Raw genomic sequence first — 21,068 nt, forward strand, 5'->3', positions numbered from 1 at the left:
ATCAAGGCTTCACCTAGAGACAAGTCAAAATTCGACGATGCGCTTTTCGCGCCATGAGATTTCCGCTGCTTCTGACAATTCCAGCGCTTTCAGGCCATCGGCGATGGTTGTGCGAACCGGCTTGCCGTCGCGAATCGCCTCGACGAAGTGCGCCATTTCGCTTGCATACGCAGCGCGATAGCGTTCCAGGAAAAAGTTTTCCGGCAAACCGGAAGCGATGCCCTGGGCAGTCCAGGATTCCACTTCGGTCGGACGATGGTTGTGGGCTTGCAACATGCCCTTGCTGCCCAGCACTTCAAAGCGCTGGTCGTAACCATATGCGGCACGGCGGCTGGTGTTGATCTGGCACAGGCGCCCCTTGCGGGTCCGGATCGTGACCGCTGTGGTGTCGGCATCGCCGGCATCGGCAATCGCCGGGTCGGTCAATACGGATGCCGTGGCATACAGGCTCACCGCTTCGTCATCCAGTATCCAGCGGAAAACGTCGAAGTCATGAATCAACATGTCCTTGAAGATGCCACCCGAGCTTTTGATGTAAGCCAGCGGCGGCGCGCCCGGGTCGCGGCTGGTGATGTTGAGGACTTCCTGCACCCCGATTTCACCTGCATCGATGCGCGCCTTGAGTGAAGCAAAGGTCGGATCATAGCGGCGCTGAAAACCGATCAGCGCAGTGATCCCGGCTTTGGCTACGGCATCGGCGCAGACGCGCGCGCGTTGCACCGTGAGATCAACCGGTTTTTCACAGAAAATATGTTTGCCGGCAGTGGCCGCACGCAGGATCAGGTCGGCATGCGTATCGGTGCTGGAGGCGATGACGACCGCCTGGATGTCCGGATCGGCAAACACTTGATCGACGTTGGCGACAGTGGCGCCGTATTGCGTTGCCAGGGCTTCTGCACTCGGGGCGTGGACGTCGACCACATACTTCAGTTTGACGCCGTCCTGCTGCACCAGGTTGCCGGTGTGGATTTTGCTGATGCGTCCGGCGCCAAAGATTGCTACTTGCAACATGTTCATCTCCTTTGATTAATTAAGTGTTTAAGCTGCAATGCCGTCGCGAATGAACGCCATGCTGGCGCGCAGCTGGTTTTCGATATCAGCCGATGCGGCGACTTCTTCCGCGAATGGCTCGTAAGAGATGCAGCCGGCATAGCCGCGTGCCAACAGTGTCTTGATCTGGCGGATATTCCCGAGGCGGTCGGCGCCGCCGACCAGTACGCGGTGAGCGTCGCGCATTTGATTGACCGGCAAGGCGCTGTCTTCCACGCCGGAGACATGGATCAGCCCGGTCAGGTTCGGGTAAAAAATATCTTCGCCGGCCAGATGATGATGGAAAGTGTCATGCACCAGCTTGAAGTCGTTTTCCCCGCCAGCGTCATACATGGCCAGCACAGCCTGTGATTTGCGGCGCACCGAACACTCCTCAAAGCCCAGCGGTTCGATCAGGCCGAGGATACCGTGGTCGGCCAGCATCGGCTTCAATGCTTTTAATGCCGCCACCAGAGCTGTATGCCGTTCGCTCGCTGTGCGGCTGTCTTTCAGGCTGTTGGTCGGGCACAGTACCAGCGCTTGTGCACCGCATTCTGCGGCGTAGCGGATCAGCTCTTGCGCTTCGGCTGCGCGGGCGGCATCGAATTGCTCAAAGCGTTGCAGCGCATTGATCGAGCGGATGGTAATGCCGGCGGCCGCAGTCAATTCCCTGATCTGTTTTGCCGGTGTGCCGTCATTCAGTTCAACCCCGTCCAGGTCGTTGCGGATTTCGATGGTGTTGACGTCCAGGCGCTGGCACAGCGCGAGATAGTCGCTAAAGCCGAGGCGCGGCGCGCTGATCCGGTTCAATGAAAACGTGGTGGTTTTTTTCATGGGGAATACTTTCAATATTGTTGCTGGTTCTGGTCTCAATGGCGCCGCTGTCGGCGCTCTCTTGTCAGCAGTGTCAAACGATTCCGACGGGATAACACTGTGCTCAACCAATGTAAGAAATTTGGCGCTCTCATGCATTAACAAAATTGACCATAAATGGTCAATTTTCTGCGCTTCGGAGCGCTTGAAATGAAAGAAATGATGTTTTCAAATGGGAGTATTTGATATGTTTTGATATGTATTTCAATGAGTTGTTGAGAAAAGCAATCCATTCCAACTAATATTCCAGTCACGAACCAGCTGGGTTCCAATTCACCCCCAACCAGAGGACGTGACGAATATGCATTTCGAGACAAGAAGCAAGAAAAATCTGAAGCAGGCTTACCGGATGATAGGCGGCGATGGCGAGAAGGCGATTGCGCAGGGACTGGCGAATGCCGTCTGGTACAAATGTGCGCTGACACGTCCGCAGATGAAAAGCCTGATGCAGCGTCAGGACGCCGCAGCGATTCGGGATACCCTGATCTGGTTCAGCCTGATAGCAGCGTTCGGCGTGCTGGCGTACCTGAGCTGGGGCACCTTCTGGGCGATTCCTGCCTTTCTGCTCTACGGCACTTTGTATGCCGGCCCGGCCGATTCGCGCTGGCATGAAACAGGGCATGGCACGGCATTCAAGTCGCCCCGACTCAACAATATCGTGTATCAAATCGCTTCCTTTCTGGTGCTGCGCCGGCCCACGCAAAAACGCTGGAGCCATGCCAGGCATCACACCGATACCTTGATTGTCGGCCGCGATCCGGAGATCGTTGCGCCGCGTCCGCCGGATTTGTTGGGCCTATTGCTGAATTGCCTGAATCTCAAGAATGGCGTGAGCGAATTGCTTGGCGTATTGCTGAATGCGGCAGGAAAAATCCCGGACGAAGACAAATCGTATATTCCGGCAAGCGAGTATGGAAAAGTCGTACTGGAAGCCCGGGTCTGGTGCGCCATTTATGCCGCGGTTATCGCCGCCTGCTTCGCCATGGATAGTATTAAACCGCTGCTGTTCATCGGCCTGCCTTCATTTTACGGCGCCTGGCTGAGCCTGTTTTTTGGCGTGACGCAACACTCCGGCTTGCCGGAAAACGTCCTCGACCATCGGCTCAATTGCCGTACGATTTACATGAATCCGGTATTCCGGTTTTTATACTGGAACATGAACTATCACACCGAACACCACATGTTTCCGATGGTGCCTTTTCACGCACTGCCGAAGCTGCACGCGTTGATCAAGGATCAATGCCCTGCGCCCTATCCGAGCACGATCGCCGCGTACCGGGAAATCATCCCGGCCCTGCTGAAGCAGGTGAAGGACCCGAATTACGCCGTCCGGCGCGAGCTCTCGGCTGGTGGTGGCCTTGAGCAACCGATCGGGACCTACGCGAAATAATTACATTCAAGGAGATTTTTATGAGCAACTGGATTGAAGTATGCGATTTTGAGAGCATTGACGATGAAGACGTGATCCGTTTCGATCACCAGGAAAAAACCTATGCCGTCTACCGCTTGAACGATGCAGCCTTCGCCTCGGACGGGCTGTGCACGCATGAACAGGTGCATTTGGCGGACGGTCTGGTCATGGGCAATGTGATTGAATGCCCGAAGCACAACGGACGCTTCAACCTGATCACAGGCAAGGCGCTCGGCGCGCCCGTTTGCGTGAATCTGAAAACCTATCCGGTCAAAGTCGAAGAAGGAAAAGTCTTCCTGGATATCGCCTGACAGGATACGGCCGCGGTTCGCGGGCTGCCGTCTGGGCAGCCTGGAAAATAGTTTTTGCATATTAGCTAATGCGATCTCCTTTTCGACATGTCGCACGCTAGCGGCCGTCAATTAAATAGAAATTAAGTTCTAAATTAATGAAAAATGAAAAAGATATTGCATTTTGATTTACCATGATCTACGATGATTGCCAGCTAAGGCGGAACCCGTCTTGCGCGGCAAGCAAGAAGCAGGGCTGAAAAATGCGCAGGTTTGCCGGTGCTAACGAGAAAAATGATGATTCAACCTGATGGCATGACCATCTAGAAAGACAGCCAAATGAAAAATCCAACTCAATTCGCGCCTGGCAGAGTGCACGACGTCATCTGTCTGGGGCGACTTGCCGTCGATCTGTATGCGCAGCAAATCGGTGCGCGTCTGGAAGACGTGAGCAGCTTTGCCAAATATTTGGGCGGTTCCTCTGCCAATATCGCTTTCGGCACAGCCCGCCTGGGGCTGCGCTCGGCCATGCTGTCGCGCGTCGGCGCCGATCACATGGGCCGCTTCCTGACCGAAGCGCTGGTCAATGAAGGCTGCGACGTCAGCCACGTGGCGGTCGATCCGGACCGTTTGACCGCGATGGTGATGCTGGGCCTGAAGGACAAGGACACCTTTCCGCTGATCTTCTACCGCGAGAATTGCGCCGACATGGCGATCCGCGCAGAAGATGTCGATGAAGCTTTCATCGCCGGCAGCCGAGCCCTGCTGATCACCGGCACGCATTTTTCGACCAGGGAAATGCACCACGTCAGCATGCTGGCACTCGACTATGCGCGCCGCAATAACGTCCGCACCGTGCTCGACATCGACTACCGTCCGGTACTCTGGGGTTTGTCGCAAAAAGGCGACGGCGAAACCCGCTTCGTCTCGAACGACGGTGTGACGGCGCACATGCAGACGATCTTGCCGCAGTTCGACCTGATCGTTGGTACCGAAGAAGAATTCATGATCGCCGGCGGCGGCGCGGACATCATCGCGTCGCTGAAGGCGGTGCGCAATGTGTCGCATGCCACGCTGGTGGTCAAGCGCGGCCCGCTCGGCTGCGCGGTGATCGAAGGGGCGATCCCGGCAACACTGGACGATGCGTTCAATTTCCGTGGCGTGCAGGTCGAAGTGATGAATGTGCTCGGTGCCGGGGATGCCTTCTTGTCCGGCTTCCTGAAAGGGTGGCTGAACAATGCCGATTATGCGCGCTGCTGCGAACTCGCGAATGCCTGCGGCGCGCTGGTGGTTGCCCGTCATGCCTGCGCACCGGCGATGCCGACCCCGGCCGAGCTCGACTATTTCCTGGCCAATGCAGAGCAGCTGCAACGCCCGGGGCAAGACGCCACGCTGACCCGCTTGCATCGGGTCACGGTCAAGCGCAAGCAATGGAATGCGTTGTGCGTATTCGCCTTCGATCACCGCAACCAGTTCTTCGATATGGCGCAGCAAGCCGGCGCCAGCGAGCAGCGTATCCCCGCACTGAAACGTCTGCTGGTGCAGGCGGTCGCGCAAACCGAAGCAGCCTGCGATCTGGCCGGCAAGATCGGCGTACTGATCGATGACCGTTACGGCGAAGATGCTCTGAATGCCGCTACCGGACGCGGATGGTGGATCGGGCGTCCGGTCGAGTTGCCCGGCTCGAACCCGTTGCAGTTCGACTGGGGCCGTTCGATCGGTTCGCACCTGATCAGCTGGCCGCAAGAACACGTGATCAAATGCCTGGTGCAACTGCATCCGGACGAAAGCGTCGAGAGCCGCCTGGAGCAGGAAGCGCAGATCAAGGCCCTGTACGATGCGGCGCAAGTCAGCGGCCACGAACTGCTGCTGGAAATCATTCCATCCAAATCGCTGCCGGCGGCGCCGGATACCGTATTGCGCGCGCTCAAGCGCCTGTACAACATCGGCGTCTATCCGGAATGGTGGAAACTCGAAAGCATGAGCGCAGAACAATGGCGCGCCATCGATGCGCTGGTGCAGGAGCGCGATCCGTATTGCCGCGGCGTGGTGCTGCTTGGCTTGCATGCGCCGGTCGACGATTTGGCCGACAGTTTCAAGGCCTCGCGCGACAGCACAACCTGCCGCGGCTTCATGGTCGGCCGCACCATTTTCCATGAACCTAGCCGCCGCTGGCTGGCAGGGGAAATCGATGATGCGCAACTGATCGACGAAGCACGTGCAAACTTTGAAGAACTGATCGGCATCTGGAAAAAAACGCGTGCTGATTTGAACGCGTTTCCTTTGGAGCAAGCAGCATGAGCAGCACTATTCGTCTGACCATGGCGCAAGCCCTGGTGCGCTACCTGGCGGCCTTGCGGGTCGAGACCGAGAGCGGCCCCGAAGCGCTGTTCGGCGGCGCTTTTGCGATCTTCGGCCATGGCAACGTAGCGGGCTTGGGCGAGGCGCTGTACCAGTACCGCGCATCCTTTCCGACCTACCGCGCGCATAACGAGCAAGGCATGGCCCACGCCGCGATTGCCTATGCCAAGGCGCATATGCGGCGCCGCATGATGGCGGTGACGACCTCGATCGGTCCGGGCGCCACCAACTTATTGACTTCCGCTGCGCTGGCGCATGTGAACCGCCTGCCGGTACTGCTGTTGCCGGGCGATGTATTCGTGTCGCGTGCGCCGGACCCGGTATTGCAGCAGCTGGAAGATTTTCAGGATGGCAGCGTCTCGGTCAACGACGCCTTCAAGCCGCTGTCGCGTTATTTCGACCGGATTATTTATCCGGAACAGTTGCTGAGCGCCTTGCCGCGCGCGATCCAGGTGTTGACCGATGCCGCGCTGTGCGGCCCGGTCACGCTGGCCCTGCCGCAAGACGTGCAGACCATGGCATATGACTATCCGGTCGAATTCTTTGCGCCGCGCAGCGTGACTTTTCGCGCCGCCGCGCCGATCGCTGCCGAACTGGAAGAGGCCGTCGCCGCGTTGCGCATGGCAAGGAAACCGCTGATCGTCGCCGGCGGCGGCGTGCTGTACGGCCAGGCCAGCGCAGCCTTGCGCGCATTTGCCGAGCAACACGGCATTCCGGTCGCTGAAACGCAGGCCGGCAAAAGTGCGCTGGCATGGGACCATCCGCTGCAACTGGGCGCGGTCGGCGTCACCGGTTCACCCGCGGCCAACCGGATGGCAGGCGAAGCCGATCTGGTGCTGGCGGTCGGCACGCGCCTGCAGGATTTCACGACCGGTTCGAACACCTTGTTTGCCAAGGCCAGGCTGATCAGCCTGAACGTCAACCGCTTCGACGCGGCCAAGCGTCAAGGCGTCAGCGTATTGAGCGATGCCCGGCTGGGGCTGGAGCAACTGTCCGCCGCCTTAGACGGATGGCACAGCGATGCAGAGTGGCACGCAAAAGCCCAGCAGGAAGCGGAACAATGGCGCGCCACGATTGCGGCCATTACCGCACGGCGCGAAGTGACACTGCCGTATGACGGCGAAGTGATCGGCGCGGTCCAGCGTTCCGCGGCCGATTCCGCCGAGCGCGACATTGTCGTTTGCGCCGCAGGCACCTTGCCGGCAGAACTGCACAAGCTGTGGCGCAGCAGCACACCGGGCGGCTATCACATGGAATACGGCTATTCCTGCATGGGCTACGAGATCGCCGGTGCGCTTGGCGTGAAGATGGCCAAGCCGGATGCCGAGGTGATCGTGATGGTCGGCGACGGCAGTTACCTGATGATGAATTCCGAGATCGCCACCTCGATCATGCTGGACAAGAAACTGATCATCGTGGTGCTCGACAATCGCGGCTACGGCTGTATCAACCGCCTGCAGCAGGCGGTCGGCAGCGCGCCGTTCAACAATATGTTCGACGACTGCCTGCAGGGCGAACACGGTGCGCCGCAGATCGACTTTGCGATGCACGCACGGTCGCTTGGCGCGCATGCAGAAAACGTCAAGACCATCCCCGAGCTGGAGCAGGCGCTGCAACGCGCGCGCGCCGCCGATCGCACTTACCTGGTCTGCATTGACACGGACCCGACGCGCACCACCAGCGAAGGCGGCTGCTGGTGGGAAGTGGCGGTGCCGGAAGTCTCCGAGCGTGAACAGGTACGGGAAGCGCGCGCACTCTATGAGCAAGCAAAAAAAATGCAAAGGGCAGAACAATGAACAAGAAATTCAACGTCAAGATCGGCATCAATCCAATCTCCTGGATGAACGACGACCTGCCGTCGCTGGGCGGCGAGACACCGCTGGAAGTTGCGCTGGCGGAAGGTGCCGAGATCGGTTACCAGGGTTTCGAGCTGGGCAACAAGTTTCCGAAGGAGCCGGCGGCATTGCGTGCGGTACTGGGCAAATACAAGCTGGAATGCGTCTCCGGCTGGTATTCCGGACAGCTGGCGCATGCCGACCGTAGCGTCGAGCAGGAAATTGAAGCGGTTGGCCCGCACTTGCGCCTGCTGGCGGAAAACGGCGCCAAAGTGATGGTGTATGGCGAAGTCGCCGACGCGATCCAGGGCCGCCCGCAGCCGCTGTACAAGCGCCCGCGTTTCCGCAGCGCCGCAGAATGGCAAGCCTATGCCGACAAGATGACCGCCTTTGCGCGCCACACCTTGGCGCATGGCGTGCGCCTGTCCTACCACCATCACATGGGCGCGTATGTCGAATCGCCGGCCGATGTCGATCAGTTGATGGCGCTGACCGGCCCCGAGCTGGGCTTGCTGTTCGACAGCGGCCACATCACGTTCGGCGGCGGCGATGCGGTGACCGTATTGAAGAAACACATCAAGCGTGTTTCGCACGTGCATTGCAAGGATGTCCGTCCTGCCGTGACAACACTGGCGCGCAATGGCAACTGGAGTTTCCTGCAAGCGGTGATGAATGGCGCATTCAGCGTCCCCGGCGACGGCTGCATCGATTTCGCCAGCCTGCTGCAACTGCTGTATGACAATGATTATGAAGGCTGGCTGGTGGTCGAGGCGGAACAGGACCCTGCGGTTGCGCCCAGTTATCAGTACGCCGAAATGGGTTACCGGCATCTGGCCGGACTGGTGCGCGTGCTGGAACAGGGCGCGCCTGGTCAGACCCGCAACCACCTTCCCAGGGAGGCCGCATGAACCTGCTGGTCAAAGGGCAGAGCGGGCGCGACATCGTCAGCGTCACGCCGCAATCGGCCGGCTGGACGTATGTCGGTTTCGCAGCACATCGGCTGGCACGCGCTGAAACCTTGTCGTTCGGTAGCGCCGGGCGCGAAACCTGCATCGTCGTTTTGCGTGGCGTCGTGAGTGTCAGCGTTGACGGCGCGCTTGGGCAAAATGCGTGGCGCGAAATCGGCGAACGCAACAGCGTATTCGAAGATCGCTCGCCGTATGCAGTCTATGTGCCGGGCGGGCAGGCGGTCCGCATCACTGCCCACAATGATGCGGAAGTGGCTCTGTGTACTGCGCCGGCCAAGGGCGATTTACCGTCGCGCCTGATAACCCCGGCTTCGATGAAGCGCTCGGTGCGCGGCAGCGGCAGCAATACCCGCTATGTGTGCGACATCCTGCCCCATACCGAACCGGCCGATCACTTGCTGGTGGTGGAAGTCCGCACACCGGCCGGTCATTCATCGAGCTATCCGCCGCACAAGCACGACGTCGACAACCTGCCGCTTGAAAGTTCGCTGGAAGAAACCTACTACCACCGGATCAATCCGGACCAGGGCTTCGCATTCCAGCGCGTCTACACCGACGACCGCAGCATCGACCAGTCGATGGCCGTCGAAAACAACGATGTCGTGATGGTGCCGAGAGGCTACCACCCGGTTGTCATGCCGCACGGCTATGAAGGCTATTACCTCAACGTCATGGCAGGCGCCACGCGCGAATGGTATTTCAAGAACGACCCTGCACATGAATGGATGCTGAAAACGTAAGGCTCCAGCCTGTAGGTACAACGAGTAGCCCGGAGAAGCGTAGCGCATCCGGGCTATGCAACCATCCCCGACGCTGCGTTCCGCCGGGCTACGGATAGCCGTTTTAGGATTCGTGCCCCAAATTTCCTCATTTGAAAGTTTGCACACCATGTCAACACCCTCCATCATCGGCCATTTTATTGCCGGCCAACACGTCACGCCAGCAGAAGGCCGCACCAGCGACGTCTTCAATCCAGCCACCGGCGCCGTCAGCGCCAGGGTCGCGCTGGCGACGCATGACGATCTGAACCGCGCGGTTGCTGCTGCCAAGGCGGCTTTCCCGGCATGGGCGGCGACCTCGCCGCTGCGCCGCGCGCGGGTCATGTTCAAGTTCAAGGAATTGCTGGATCGTAACGTCGACCGCCTGGCGGAAATCATTTCGCAGGAACACGGCAAGGTATTTACCGATGCCAAAGGCGAAGTGACGCGCGGCATTGAAGTAGCCGAATTCGCCTGCGGTATTCCGCAACTGCTGAAAGGTGAATTTTCGGAGCAGGTCGGCACCGGCGTCGACGCCTGGTCGATCCGTCAACCGCTCGGCGTCTGCGCCGGCATCACGCCGTTCAACTTCCCGGTAATGGTGCCGATGTGGATGTTCCCGATGGCGATTGCCTGCGGCAATACCTTCATATTGAAACCGTCCGAGCGCGATCCATCCGCAAGTCTGTTGCTGGCTGAATTGCTGAAAGAGGCCGGACTGCCCGATGGTGTCTTTAATGTGGTGCAGGGCGATAAAGCGGCGGTCGATGCGATCCTTGATCACCCCGACGTCAAGGCCGTCAGCTTCGTCGGTTCGACGCCGATTGCCGAATACATTTATGCCACCGGCTGCGCCAAAGGCAAGCGCGTGCAGGCGCTGGGCGGTGCCAAAAATCACATGGTCGTGATGCCGGATGCGGACCTGAACCAGACCGTCGATGCGTTGATGGGCGCGGCCTACGGCTCGGCAGGCGAGCGCTGCATGGCGATCTCGGTGGTGGTCGCGGTCGGCAACATCGGCGATCAGCTGGTCGAAGCGCTGATACCGCGCATCCGTTCCCTGAAGATCGCCCAGGGCATGGATCTGTCGGCCGAGATGGGCCCGGTGGTGACACAAGTGCATAAAGCCAAGATCATCGACTACATCGGCCAGGGCGTCGCAGCAGGTGCGGCATTGCTGGTGGACGGGCGCGATTTCGTCTTGCCGGGGCATGAAGCCGGTTTCTTCCTCGGTGGCTCGCTGTTTGACAAGGTCACGCCGGACATGAGCATCTACCAGGAAGAGATCTTCGGGCCGGTGCTGTGCATCGTGCGCGTACCGGACTTCAGCGCCGCGATCGATCTGGTCAATGCGCACGAATACGGAAACGGTACCGCCATTTTCACCCGTGACGGCAACGCCGCGCGTGAATACAGCCTGCGCGTGCAAGTGGGCATGGTCGGCGTGAACGTGCCGATTCCGGTGCCGATGGCATTCCACAGTTTCGGCGGCTGGAAGCGCAGCCTGTTTGGCGATCATCATGCCCACGGTCCGGAATCGGTGCGCTTTTACACCAAGCAAAAAGCGATCACGCAACGCTGGCCGGCATCGATTGCCGCCGGTGCCGAGTTTGCCATGCCGACGATGAAATAAACGCCTAGGAGCCTGTCGGACTTGGGGAATCGAAGCGAAAAAATAGCTGGGCGAGGACAGATTTTGCCGGATTCGAAGTGTCAATAGCGAGCTATTGACCGAGAAGGCGGTGAAATATGGACCGTCCAGATATTTTTGCAGCCGATTACTCCCAAGTCCGACAGGCTCCTAGACACTTCCCCCTTCATCTCAATCCGCATCTTGGAAATGGCCTTGACTGGGCCAGGGGGATTTTTGCGCCTTAAATTCTGTCCTGCAAGAGGGTCCTGAGGAATGGCCCTATTTCGACAATAGAAATTTCCACACTTGGTGGGATAAACGGCGCCGTTTGTTTTGAACGGGGTCAATACAGTAAAAGCATCCAGAGGTGCTTGGTTTACACAGGAGACGAATTCAAATGAACACAACTAAAATTAAAATTTTGAAACAAGCAGCGCTTACCGCAGGACTCATTGCGCTGAGTCAGTCGACTTTCGCGGTCGATTATGACGGTTACTTCCGCGGTCTCGCCGGTTCAAATTCATCGAAGGGAGGCGCCACCTGTTTTCAGTTGCAAGGTGCGATGACCAAGTACCGCCTCGGCAACGAGTGCCAGGTATACGGCGAATTCGGGCTCGGCCAGGAGGTGATCAAGACCGACGACGGCGCGGTGTTCAAGGCGTATATGATGTTCAACTTTGATAGCCCCAACATTATGACGAACCCCACTGTGGGTTTACCGCAGGTTTATGCGCAGGGCGACAAGATTCCCGAGTTGAATGGCGCCAGCGTCTGGGTGGGACGCAAATACTACAAACGTGAAGCGCTCGGCCCGAATGACTTTTTCTACTGGAGCGGGCAGGGCTTCGGCGGCGGCATCGAGGATTTGGCCATCGCAGGAAACCTGAAGTTCAGCTATGCCTGGCTGCGCAAGGATGCTTTGGTCGCGACAACGACCGGGCAGGAGCCGGCCGTGGGCGCGCTGGCAATCAATGGCAGCAACTCCGCCAGTCGGCACGACTTTCAACTGCGTGGGATTAACACCAACCCGAACGGCTCACTCGAGTTGGGTGCGAGCTTCATTGTCAAGGATGCCAAAGGCTCCACCGATAATCCCGGCCAGACCCTCCATTCGGGCTATGGGGTCACGATTCAACACCGTCAGGTCGGTATCAATGGCGACGGCTGGAACAAGTTTGCAGTTCAGTACGGCACTGGTCCCGGCACCGGTGGCAGCGATACGGCGATCGGCGCGATCGGTGACCTGACCGACAGCAAAGATGTTCATCGCTTCCGGATCGTAGAAGGGGCGTACACCCAGTTTACGCCCAGACTGGGTGGTGAATTGGTCGCGATTTACCAGAAGGACAGTGGCTATACGGCAGCCCAAACGGTACTGGGCGTCACCGAAAACAAGGTTTGGACCAGCCTGGGCGGGCACCTTGTGTATGGCATTACGCCGCATATCAAGCTGGGAGCGGATCTTGGGTTCGATACCGTCAAACCGGAAAATGGCCCTACCCGCCACATGACAAAATTTACCATTGCACCGACCATTTCCGGCGGTCCCGGGGTGAATGCACGGCCTGATCTGCGCTTCTTCTACACCTATGCCAAGTGGAACGATGCGGCAAGGTTGGCGGCAGACAATGCAAGCCCAGGCAGCGCGCTGTCGTCCACCGGCGCCTTTGGGTCGACTACCGCTGGCTCCATGGTCGGTGTTCAGGTGGAAGTCTGGTTCTAAGCTGGCACTTCCAGCCTGCTTTTCCGGAGTGGCCGTGCTTTGGCCGCTCCGGTTACAGCTCCTCAGAGACAGGTTCGCACCGATTGCTTAAATGTGGCCGGTATGAACATCGCTGCGAATCTGGCCTTGAGCATATTGCAAACTTGAGGGAGTCAATAATGAAAGCATGTAAGGGCAGGGAGCTTGCAGAAGACATGGCCGTCGGTACTTACCCCGCCGTCAGGACGACGATGCGCTCAGGCGTGGTTGCATTGACTTTCTGCACGGTGTTGTCTGGCTGCTCCACGTTCGGCATCGGCGGGATCGGCGGTGACAGTAAATCCACGGAAGTGCGCCCGGCTTCGAAACAAGGGGCTGAGCTATATCGAGGTAAGTACAGTTTTGTTCGTCTGGAGCCGAGCGAAGCGGGTTCGGCAGCGAATCAGTCACAAGCCATCAATGCCACCCAGCTCGCGGCGGCCCTGTCGGCGCTGAAGGTGAGTAACGGTGAGCCAGTGTTCCTACCTGAGGAACTGAACGAGATCGTGCCTCATCTGGCGCACGGGCTGGAACGTGCAAAAGTGAACGAGGACGTGGTGTTTGCCGTCTCCGGAATGCATAAGCTGCTGGGGCTTATGCCTTCCCGTTCGGTGACCACCGGTCGGGTATTCGTCGCTAATGGGAAGCTGAACCTGATTTTCGGTTTGGTCCAGGCCAATTTTGATGTTGAAAGGCTGAGCAAACAGCCGACTAAAGTTTTTACGCCTGGCAGTCGGCTGCGGGCTTTGGCGGAATCGGGCAATGTCAAAGGGGGCGACTGGTTCCAATTTTCGTCTGGTCGAAACGATTGGCTGATATTGCCGCTTGACCGTCTGGCGGCAACGGTCACCGCGCCAGCCGCACTCCACGCTGGAACTGCCCCAGCGGCGAAGTCCGCTGTGCAGAGTCCTGTGGTAACAGACCAAGCGATTAGCGATGTCGAGCGACGTCTTGCGATCAACGCACGATTGAAGCAACAAGGCTTGGTGACCGAAGAGGAATACCAGGAAAAGCGCCGCGTCATCCTGAAGGATTTTTAAAACGGGGCGAATGCGATGCTCGACCCGATCCCTACGAGCGGTTACGCTGGTAGGGATTTTTTACACCGGCCGTGATTCACCAGATACCCGCAAACCGGTGACGAAACACGGCCGCTTCAACTATGATGACCCCGGCCACGGAGCGATGCTGACCCGGTCTTTCCCCTCCCGCTTGGCCCGGTACAGCGCCTGATCTGCAGCCTCGATCAGCTTTGCCTGAGAAATGCCGCGTTGCGGCACTACGCTGGCAGCACCGACGCTGACGGTGACGCGGACGTCGTGGGTGGATGTGTCATCGGAGAATCGCAGCGCATGCACCGCGACTAGCAGTTTTTCCGCCTGTTTCTTCGTATGTTCGGGCGAGATGGCCGGCAGGACAAGGATGAACTCTTCGCCGCCGATCCGGGCCGCCAGGTCGGTCGGGCGTTGCGCAAAACTGCCTATGCACTGCGCCACTCGCTTGAGTGCGATGTCGCCGGCCAGGTGTCCATAGGTATCGTTATATTGCTTGAAATCATCGATGTCGATCATCAATACCGATAGCTGGGCTTGCTCGCGTTCGCAACGCTTCCATTCGGCGCCGAAATATGCATCGAAAGAGCGTCGATTGGCCAGCCCGGTCAAACCGTCCGAATTGGTCAGGCGCTGCAGTTCCAGATTGGTTTCCAGCAGTTGCTGCTGGCTCTGCCGCAGCGCGCGATACGCCTCGTCGCGTTGCAGCAGATTCACATACGAACGCGAGTGATAGCGAATCCGTGCCACCAGTTCGATCGTGTCCGGCAGTTTGACCAGATAGTCGTTGGCGCCGGCAGTGAAGGCGGCACTCTTGACCGCCGCATCTTCACGGGTCGACAGCACGATGATCGGGACGTTGCGGGTGGCCGGGTTGGCGCGGTATTGACGCACCAGCGTCAGGCCGTCGATGCCGGGCATCACCAGATCTTGCAGGATCACCGTCGGTCTGGTCCTCTCTGCCGCCTCGATGGCCTCGTCGGAATGCGCGCAGTAGTGAAAATCGATGTTGCTCTGATTCGACAATGCGCGTCGGACGGCTTCGCCCACCATGGCCTGGTCGTCGACCAGCAAGACCATCACCGGATAGTCGTCTGGCGCTTGGTCGATGTCGAGATTTAATTCCTTATGCATATGTTTGCTCCGTATCTGAACTGATTGCTTCTATTGTTTGCATACGATGCTGACCAGCTTTTCTGCTATGCGGTTGACCGGCAGTATATCGTCGGCGGCATCCAGCAAGGCCGCCGCTTTCGGCATGCCGTAGACGGCGCTGGACTGGCGGTCCTGGGCGATGGTGTGATAACCCTTGTCGCGCATGGCTTTCAATCCCAGTGCACCGTCGCTTCCCATGCCGGTCAATAGAATGCCGATGGCTTTGCCGGGCCACATGCACACGACACTTTGGAAAAACACATCAACCGACGGCCGGTACGGGTAACCGCTGGGCGCTTCGGTATAGCCCAGCTGAAACGGGTGGATCAAGCGCAGATGGTCGTTGGTCCCGGCCAGCAGCGCGCTGCCCGGCGCCGGACAGTCGCCATCTTGCGCCAGCCGCACCGGCAAACGCGATTGGCCGGCAAGCCAGTCAGCCATGCCGGCGGCAAATTGGGCATCGACGTGTTGCACCACGACCAGTGCCGCCGGAAAATCCGCAGGGAGTTGCGATAGCAGCGTTGCCAGCGCCGCCGGCCCGCCGGCAGATGCGCCAATGGCGATCAGGTGGGCGGAATCGGCGGTTTGCAGTGGCAAGCTGCGCTTGGTCGCAGCCGCAGTCCCGGCGTTGCTCTCGGGAGCATATTGGCGCTGACTGATCAGTTGCTCGATCGCATCAATCTTGGCCAGCAAGGAATTGACGCCGTTGCGCGGATGACTGAGCAAAGCGTTGGGAGTATCAATCGCATCCAGCGCGCCGTATGCCATCGCATCATAGACGGCCGAGACATTCGCGCCGACGTCGCCGGTGACGATCAGAATGGCGCATGGGGTGTGGGCCATGATATGGCGGGTCGCACCGACCCCATCCAGCACCGGCATCATCAAATCCATCAAGATCAGATCGGGAACCTGCCAGGCGCACAGTTCGATGGCGCGCCTGCCATCTTCGGCGATCCAGATGATATCAAGCTCGCGCCGCAGCGCCAGGGTGCGGCGCAGCGCCTCGACCGCAATCGGGGCATCGTTGACGATACCGATTTTCATGATCCTAGATTCCTCGGTTGGACAGGCGCGAGTGTGCGTTTTTCCGGTCGTCTGGCAAGGCGCGACGCCCGTAACCCTGCAGGGTAGGAGTTTGCCCTTGCAAGGGCAAACCGTTGCGTAGGCAGACGACATGTCGTCTGAATTCCCTACTCCACCGCGGCAGGGCTTTCCCTGCAAGGAGGAGCAACGCGGCCAGAGGGCCGGAAAAATGTGCAATCGCACCTGTAGCGCTCTCACTCAGTCGGTGCAGCTTATCAAACGAAAGATAGTGTGTGCTCATACGGATTTCCAGACAAAAGTAAGCGGTCAACTGAGGAATCTAGGATCCTTGCGCCTCGCCGATCAAGTCCACGACAGCTTGCAACAGCGTTTCGTCGTGGAAGCTGGCCTTGGCAAGATAGTAGTCGGCGCCGGCTTCGAGTCCGCGCTGGCGATCTTCCTCGCGATCCTTGTACGACACGATCATTACCGGGATAGCTTTCAACTGCGGGGTTTTCTTGATCAGCGTGACCAGTTCGATGCCATCCATGCGCGGCATGTCGATATCGGTCACGACCAGATCGAAGGGTTCGCTGCGCAAGACGTTCCAGCCGTCCATGCCATCGACTGCGACGCGCACCGCATAACCGCGGTGGCTGAGCAGTTTGCGCTCCAGTTCGCGCACTGTCAGCGAATCGTCGACCACCAGCACCCGCTTGCTGGTCTGCACCGCTTGCCGGTCGACGCCGTTGTGGACTTTGTCGAGCTGCCCGTGCGCAATCAATTTTTCGACCGAGCGCAACATATCGGCCACATCCAGTATCAGTACCGGCGCACCGTTTTCCATCAGCGCCGCTGCCGCTATGTCCTTGATCTTGCCAAGCCGTGCGTCCAGCGGTTGCACCACCAGCATGTGTTCGCCCAGCAGCCGGTCGACTTGCAAACCGTATGTCTGCGCCTGGCTGCCAATCACCACCAGCGCGATGCCGTCGTCGGTTGCCGCTACCTCGCCGCTCTGCAGAATCTGGCTGGCCGCCACCAGGCCGATCTGGCGCTCTTCGAAAGAAAAATGCTGGCGGCCTTCCAGCAATTCAATCTGATGCTTATCCAATAGCATGGTGCGGTTGACGTAAGCCAGAGGAAAAGCGTAAGGCTCGCCGCCAATACTGACCAGCAAACAGCGCACCAACGACAGCGTCAGCGGCAGTTGCAGCTCGAAGCGCATGCCGCGGCCGAATTCGCTGTCAATCTGGATCGTGCCGTGCATCTGCTTGAGCATGTTGTGGACCACGTCAAGGCCGACCCCGCGTCCTGAAATTTCAGTGACCGTGTCGCGCATGCTGAAGCCGGGCAATAACAGAAAATGCAGCAACTCGGCATCGCTGAGCCGGGTTGAGGTGGCCCGATCGACCAGGCCGCGCCGCACCACGGTATCGCGGAGTTGCTCCAGATCGATGCCGTTGCCATCGTCGCTGACGGTGATTTGCAACATGCCCGCATGGTGCCGGGCAGCCAGCGTGATCAGGCCTTCTTCGGCCTTGCCGACGGCGCGCCGCTGGTGCGGCAGTTCGATGCCGTGATCAAGTGCATTGCGCAACAAATGTACCAGTGGCGCGTCCAGCTGTTCCAGGATGTCGCGGTCGACCTGGGTGGTCGCGCCGCTGATGGCCAGTCTTACCGGCTTGCCCAGCATGCGTCCGAGATCGCGCACCGTGCGGCCATAGCCGGCCACCCGATCGGCAAATGGCCGCATGCGGCAGGCCAGCGCCTGATCGTACAGACGCTGCGCCAGACTGCTGTTGCGGCGTTCGAATAAGTCCAGTTCGGCCAACCGTTCCGCCAGCATTTCCTGGCAGGCGTCGACCTGCTGCCGGCAGTCTCGCAAACCCTTCAGTTGCGCATCTGCCAGCCCGCTGTCGCGCAGGGTGTCATGCAACAGCTGGAGCGATTGCGCGGCACTTTGCTGCAGGCGTTTCAGGCGCAACAGTGAAGTGTTGAAAGGCGGGAGCCAGCGCGACTCCACCATTGATGCGCCGGACAGGCTGATCAATTGGTTCAAATGGGCGGCGGTGACGCGCAGCATGCGATCGGCGCTATCCTGCTGAGCATCGCTTGCGCTGTGTGGGGCATCGATGTCCGCCGCTGCGCTCACTGGTGGCGGCTCGCGCTCGTCTGGCTGATTCAGGCTGTTTTGCAAGCCTTGCAGGAACGCGTCGATTTCCTTGCGGCCGCTACCGGCTTGCCAGAATTGCTGATCCTCTGCGCTGGCGGCGATCCGCAGCAACAAATCGACGCCCAGCAACAGCCGATCGATGCGGCGCGGGCCGAGTTGCAGATTTCCTTGTTGGGCGCAGACAAAGCAGTCTTCCATGACATGGGTCACATCCACGCCTGCCTGCAAGCCGACAATCCGTGCCGCCCCCTTGATTGAATGGGCCGCGCGCATGCAGGCTTCCAGTTGTTCCGGCGATGCGGAGCGTTCGATGGCGAGCAGGGCGCTGCTCATGACCTGCGCCTGGTTGTCGACCTCAAGCCGAAACAGGTCAAGCATTGAGGCATTGCGCATATCGTCCGGGTTCATGCCAGGCCCCGGTCAAGCGTGTGAAACACTAATTCTTCATCCAGCAAGCCGACGCTGCGATCATTCCAGCTAATGACAGCGTGCGTGAAATGACCGGCGGCGCGGGCCAGCGTGGTTGGCACCGGCCGCTGTGCCGCACTGGCGACGCGCAGCGTGCCGTGTACTTCGTCGGCAGTGAAGGCGGTGGCCTGACCGTGGCGCTTGACCACCAGCATGCGCCGCTGCTGCTGCCGGGCCGCGTGTTTGCCGCTGTCGTCGCGCGCAATGCCGAGTACGGCAGCCAGCGAGATGCAGGTCACCAGCGCGCCGCGCAGGTTGATAATGCCCAGCACGATGGCGTTGCCGCGATGCGGCAGTGAATGCACGGTGCGACATTCTGTGATTTCTTCAAACAGCGCGGTGGGCAGCGCCAGCCATTCTTCACCGATACGAAACAGCAGCAAGGAGACCAGATCGTCGGCGCTTTGCTGCGGACTCTCCAGTCCGTCGTCCCAACTGCTGGAAATAGCGTCTGCCGGTAACCGATCCAGCAGTTCGGCGGCAGCACGCGCGTGGACCGGGCAGTTGCGGCAGTCGATATGCTGCGCCAGCTTTTCGCATGAGGCATCGCCGCGCACGCCGATCCGGTTCCAGCAATCGTCGATCGGCGTGAATTTGTCTGTTGGGTCTGGGAAAGCGTTCATGCTTGCTCGCCATCGGTCGAACGGTGCGCGCGTTGCTGCAATAGTTTGGCGCCGGCGCTATCGCCCTGAGTCTGCAGCAGGGCGGCCAGGTGAGCCATCGCATCCGCATGGGTCGGCTCCAGATACAAGGCTTTGCGATAGCAATCCGAAGCTGCCTGCTGGCGGTCGGTGGCGTCGTGAATCACGCCCATCAGATAGTAGGCAGCGGCCGCTGCGCCATGCCGATTGATCCATTGCTGGCACAGATTGGCGGCTTCGCCCAGTTTCCCCTGATCGGCAAGCAATTGCGCGGCTGCCAGGCTTTCCTGCGGCAGCGGCGCCAGGGCCGCTGCGGAGGCCGGCCTGGCCATCGATTGGCGTGACGGCAATGCGGCAGGCACCGGCGACGACGGTATGAAGATGTCCTGGCGCTTGCGTGCGCCCTGGCGGAACGCGAAGGTCATTGGCGTCCCGAGCGGCGTCAGCGGACGCTGCATCATCAACGCACCTTCTGCCGGGCCGACAAACAACAGGCCCTCCGGCGCCAGCCGCCGGGTCAGGATGGCGATCGCCTGATGCTGTGTCGGGCGATCAAAATAGATCAGTAAATTTCGGCAAAAAATAATGTCGTAGGGAGGTTCTCCGGGCAGCAAGTCGTCGGCAAACAGATTGCTCCGGATGAAGCGCACCTGACGGCGAACTGTCTCCGCCAGCGTATAGCCTTGCGCATTCAGCGCGAAGTGGCGATCTCGAAATGCCAGAAAATTTCCGCGAAACGAATTCTTGCCGTAGACCGCCTGACGGGCGATGCTGATCGATTGCGCGCTGATGTCGATCGCGTCGATCCGGAAATATTGCGGCGGCATGCCAGTGTCCAGCAGTGCCATCGCAATGGAATAGGGCTCTTCGCCGGTTGAACAGGGCAGGCTGAGGATACGCAAAGGCCGGCTGGCGCTGAGCGGGCGTTGTGGTTGCAGTTGCGCCATCTCGATGAAGGTTTCGCGATTGCGGAAGAACCATGTCTCCGGCACGATCATGGCCTCGATCAATTGCAGCTGTTCCGGCTCCGATTTCTGTAAAAAAAGCCAGTAGGCATCAAGGTCGGCCAAGCCACAGTTGCCGCATCTTTCCTGCAATGCGCGCTCGAGCATCGGCCGGCCGATAGACTGGATATCCAGCCCCATCGTGCGTTTTAACAAGGTTTCGAATTTTGCGAGTGGCATTATTTTTCCACAGTTGGAAACAGCTGCGCCTGCACTTCGGGCGGCAGCAGGTCCTGTACCCGGACGGATTGAATCATGCCGCGCGGATCGTCGGTGACCGGGCCCAGATAAGGGGCGTTGCCGTGCGCGATGCCACTGTCGCGAAACGCGGACGGATCGCGTCGCATGATTTCGCTGGCTTTTTCCAGCACCAGTCCCAGCAGGCGGCTATCCGGTCCCGCGACCGGATAGTGCACCAGCACGATACGCGTGCTGACACGGCGCTGCGCCGGACGACCCAGCGCCAGCTGGCTGAGGTCGATCACCGGAACCGATTGGCCGCGATACGTGAAAATGCCGGCCACCCAGGGCGCGGTCGCCGGCATTTGTTTCAGGTCGACCAGCGACAGCACGACAGCCACCTGGCGCGTGTCCAGCGCATAATGATCATGACCGATCTGGAACAATAAAAAAAGCATGTGATGTCGATC

The 21,068-nt window shown here is 59.4% G+C and carries 17 protein-coding genes; 9 read left to right on the forward strand and 8 right to left on the reverse strand.

Annotated elements, in window-relative coordinates:
• Positions 1-24: 24 nt before the first annotated feature.
• Positions 25-1,011: an inositol 2-dehydrogenase gene (gene iolG, locus AC3CHX_RS04710; protein WP_488642936.1), complete on the reverse strand. Its 987-nt coding sequence runs from the start codon at positions 1,009-1,011 to the stop codon at positions 25-27.
• Positions 1,012-1,038: 27 nt separating this feature from the next.
• Positions 1,039-1,863, reverse strand: a complete 825-nt coding sequence (locus AC3CHX_RS04715) for a TIM barrel protein (RefSeq protein ID WP_488642937.1) — start codon at positions 1,861-1,863, stop codon at positions 1,039-1,041.
• Between the two features lie 340 nt (positions 1,864-2,203).
• Here AC3CHX_RS04715 and AC3CHX_RS04720 point away from each other — a divergent pair, with 340 nt between their 5' ends.
• The 9 genes from AC3CHX_RS04720 to AC3CHX_RS04760 all read left to right on the forward strand — a co-directional run bounded on the left by AC3CHX_RS04720 (position 2,204) and on the right by AC3CHX_RS04760 (position 13,939).
• Positions 2,204-3,292, forward strand: coding sequence for a fatty acid desaturase family protein (locus AC3CHX_RS04720; RefSeq protein WP_488642938.1), 1,089 nt, complete (start codon positions 2,204-2,206; stop codon positions 3,290-3,292).
• A 20-nt stretch (positions 3,293-3,312) separates the two neighbouring features.
• Positions 3,313-3,624, forward strand: coding sequence for a MocE family 2Fe-2S type ferredoxin (locus AC3CHX_RS04725; protein ID WP_488642939.1), 312 nt, complete (start codon positions 3,313-3,315; stop codon positions 3,622-3,624).
• Between the two features lie 318 nt (positions 3,625-3,942).
• Positions 3,943-5,904: a bifunctional 5-dehydro-2-deoxygluconokinase/5-dehydro-2-deoxyphosphogluconate aldolase gene (locus tag AC3CHX_RS04730; protein ID WP_488642940.1), complete on the forward strand. Its 1,962-nt coding sequence runs from the start codon at positions 3,943-3,945 to the stop codon at positions 5,902-5,904.
• Complete coding sequence (gene iolD, locus AC3CHX_RS04735) at positions 5,901-7,760, forward strand: 3D-(3,5/4)-trihydroxycyclohexane-1,2-dione acylhydrolase (decyclizing) (protein ID WP_488642941.1); 1,860 nt, start codon at positions 5,901-5,903, stop codon at positions 7,758-7,760. Before AC3CHX_RS04730 ends, iolD begins: the two co-directional genes overlap by 4 nt.
• Positions 7,757-8,707, forward strand: a complete 951-nt coding sequence (gene iolE / locus AC3CHX_RS04740; protein ID WP_488642942.1) for a myo-inosose-2 dehydratase — start codon at positions 7,757-7,759, stop codon at positions 8,705-8,707. The genes iolD and iolE overlap by 4 nt, the downstream gene beginning before the upstream one ends.
• Positions 8,704-9,507 (forward strand): 5-deoxy-glucuronate isomerase, encoded by an 804-nt coding sequence (gene iolB, locus AC3CHX_RS04745; RefSeq protein WP_488642943.1) that lies wholly within the window; start codon positions 8,704-8,706, stop codon positions 9,505-9,507. Before iolE ends, iolB begins: the two co-directional genes overlap by 4 nt.
• 148 nt (positions 9,508-9,655) lie before the next feature.
• Positions 9,656-11,158, forward strand: coding sequence for a CoA-acylating methylmalonate-semialdehyde dehydrogenase (locus AC3CHX_RS04750; RefSeq protein WP_488642944.1), 1,503 nt, complete (start codon positions 9,656-9,658; stop codon positions 11,156-11,158).
• A gap of 397 nt (positions 11,159-11,555) precedes the next feature.
• Positions 11,556-12,881 carry a carbohydrate porin gene (locus tag AC3CHX_RS04755; protein ID WP_488642945.1) on the forward strand — a complete coding sequence of 442 codons (1,326 nt, stop codon included), beginning with the start codon at positions 11,556-11,558 and terminating at the stop codon, positions 12,879-12,881.
• Positions 12,882-13,039: 158 nt separating this feature from the next.
• On the forward strand, positions 13,040-13,939 hold the full coding sequence (locus tag AC3CHX_RS04760; RefSeq protein WP_488642946.1) for an SHOCT domain-containing protein: 900 nt from the start codon (positions 13,040-13,042) through the stop codon (positions 13,937-13,939).
• Positions 13,940-14,059: 120 nt separating this feature from the next.
• Here AC3CHX_RS04760 and AC3CHX_RS04765 read toward each other — a convergent pair whose 3' ends face one another.
• From AC3CHX_RS04765 to AC3CHX_RS04790, 6 genes are all read right to left on the reverse strand, one after another.
• Positions 14,060-15,085, reverse strand: coding sequence for a GGDEF domain-containing response regulator (locus tag AC3CHX_RS04765; protein ID WP_488642947.1), 1,026 nt, complete (start codon positions 15,083-15,085; stop codon positions 14,060-14,062).
• 30 nt (positions 15,086-15,115) lie between these two features.
• Positions 15,116-16,153 carry a chemotaxis-specific protein-glutamate methyltransferase CheB gene (cheB, locus tag AC3CHX_RS04770; RefSeq protein WP_488642948.1) on the reverse strand — a complete coding sequence of 346 codons (1,038 nt, stop codon included), beginning with the start codon at positions 16,151-16,153 and terminating at the stop codon, positions 15,116-15,118.
• A gap of 319 nt (positions 16,154-16,472) precedes the next feature.
• Positions 16,473-18,713 (reverse strand): hybrid sensor histidine kinase/response regulator, encoded by a 2,241-nt coding sequence (locus AC3CHX_RS04775; protein ID WP_488642949.1) that lies wholly within the window; start codon positions 18,711-18,713, stop codon positions 16,473-16,475.
• Positions 18,710-19,396 carry a chemotaxis protein CheW gene (locus AC3CHX_RS04780; RefSeq protein WP_488642950.1) on the reverse strand — a complete coding sequence of 229 codons (687 nt, stop codon included), beginning with the start codon at positions 19,394-19,396 and terminating at the stop codon, positions 18,710-18,712. The genes AC3CHX_RS04775 and AC3CHX_RS04780 overlap by 4 nt, the downstream gene beginning before the upstream one ends.
• A complete protein-coding gene (locus tag AC3CHX_RS04785) occupies positions 19,393-20,598 on the reverse strand; it encodes a CheR family methyltransferase (protein ID WP_488642951.1) in 1,206 nt (401 codons plus the stop codon). Before AC3CHX_RS04785 ends, AC3CHX_RS04780 begins: the two co-directional genes overlap by 4 nt.
• The gene (locus tag AC3CHX_RS04790; RefSeq protein WP_488642952.1) at positions 20,598-21,056 is read right to left on the reverse strand and encodes a chemotaxis protein CheW; all 459 of its coding nucleotides are present in this window, start codon (positions 21,054-21,056) and stop codon (positions 20,598-20,600) included. Before AC3CHX_RS04790 ends, AC3CHX_RS04785 begins: the two co-directional genes overlap by 1 nt.
• Positions 21,057-21,068: the final 12 nt, after the last annotated feature.

This window comes from Glaciimonas sp. OK215 (assembly GCF_057787885.1).

What these genes read in the sequence shown, in the direction of transcription:
- iolG (WP_488642936.1), bottom strand. Translation starts at nt 1,011, where the DNA reads ATGTTGCAAGTAGCAATCTTTGGCGCCGGACGCATCAGCAAAATCCAC.
- AC3CHX_RS04725 (WP_488642939.1), top strand. Translation starts at nt 3,313, where the DNA reads ATGAGCAACTGGATTGAAGTATGCGATTTTGAGAGCATTGACGATGAA.
- iolB (WP_488642943.1), top strand. Translation starts at nt 8,704, where the DNA reads ATGAACCTGCTGGTCAAAGGGCAGAGCGGGCGCGACATCGTCAGCGTC.
- AC3CHX_RS04785 (WP_488642951.1), bottom strand. Translation starts at nt 20,598, where the DNA reads ATGCCACTCGCAAAATTCGAAACCTTGTTAAAACGCACGATGGGGCTG.
- cheB (WP_488642948.1), bottom strand. Translation starts at nt 16,153, where the DNA reads ATGAAAATCGGTATCGTCAACGATGCCCCGATTGCGGTCGAGGCGCTG.
- AC3CHX_RS04715 (WP_488642937.1), bottom strand. Translation starts at nt 1,863, where the DNA reads ATGAAAAAAACCACCACGTTTTCATTGAACCGGATCAGCGCGCCGCGC.
- iolE (WP_488642942.1), top strand. Translation starts at nt 7,757, where the DNA reads ATGAACAAGAAATTCAACGTCAAGATCGGCATCAATCCAATCTCCTGG.
- AC3CHX_RS04755 (WP_488642945.1), top strand. Translation starts at nt 11,556, where the DNA reads ATGAACACAACTAAAATTAAAATTTTGAAACAAGCAGCGCTTACCGCA.
- AC3CHX_RS04775 (WP_488642949.1), bottom strand. Translation starts at nt 18,713, where the DNA reads ATGAACCCGGACGATATGCGCAATGCCTCAATGCTTGACCTGTTTCGG.
- AC3CHX_RS04750 (WP_488642944.1), top strand. Translation starts at nt 9,656, where the DNA reads ATGTCAACACCCTCCATCATCGGCCATTTTATTGCCGGCCAACACGTC.
- AC3CHX_RS04760 (WP_488642946.1), top strand. Translation starts at nt 13,040, where the DNA reads ATGAAAGCATGTAAGGGCAGGGAGCTTGCAGAAGACATGGCCGTCGGT.
- AC3CHX_RS04790 (WP_488642952.1), bottom strand. Translation starts at nt 21,056, where the DNA reads ATGCTTTTTTTATTGTTCCAGATCGGTCATGATCATTATGCGCTGGAC.
- iolD (WP_488642941.1), top strand. Translation starts at nt 5,901, where the DNA reads ATGAGCAGCACTATTCGTCTGACCATGGCGCAAGCCCTGGTGCGCTAC.
- AC3CHX_RS04765 (WP_488642947.1), bottom strand. Translation starts at nt 15,085, where the DNA reads ATGCATAAGGAATTAAATCTCGACATCGACCAAGCGCCAGACGACTAT.
- AC3CHX_RS04780 (WP_488642950.1), bottom strand. Translation starts at nt 19,396, where the DNA reads ATGAACGCTTTCCCAGACCCAACAGACAAATTCACGCCGATCGACGAT.
- AC3CHX_RS04730 (WP_488642940.1), top strand. Translation starts at nt 3,943, where the DNA reads ATGAAAAATCCAACTCAATTCGCGCCTGGCAGAGTGCACGACGTCATC.
- AC3CHX_RS04720 (WP_488642938.1), top strand. Translation starts at nt 2,204, where the DNA reads ATGCATTTCGAGACAAGAAGCAAGAAAAATCTGAAGCAGGCTTACCGG.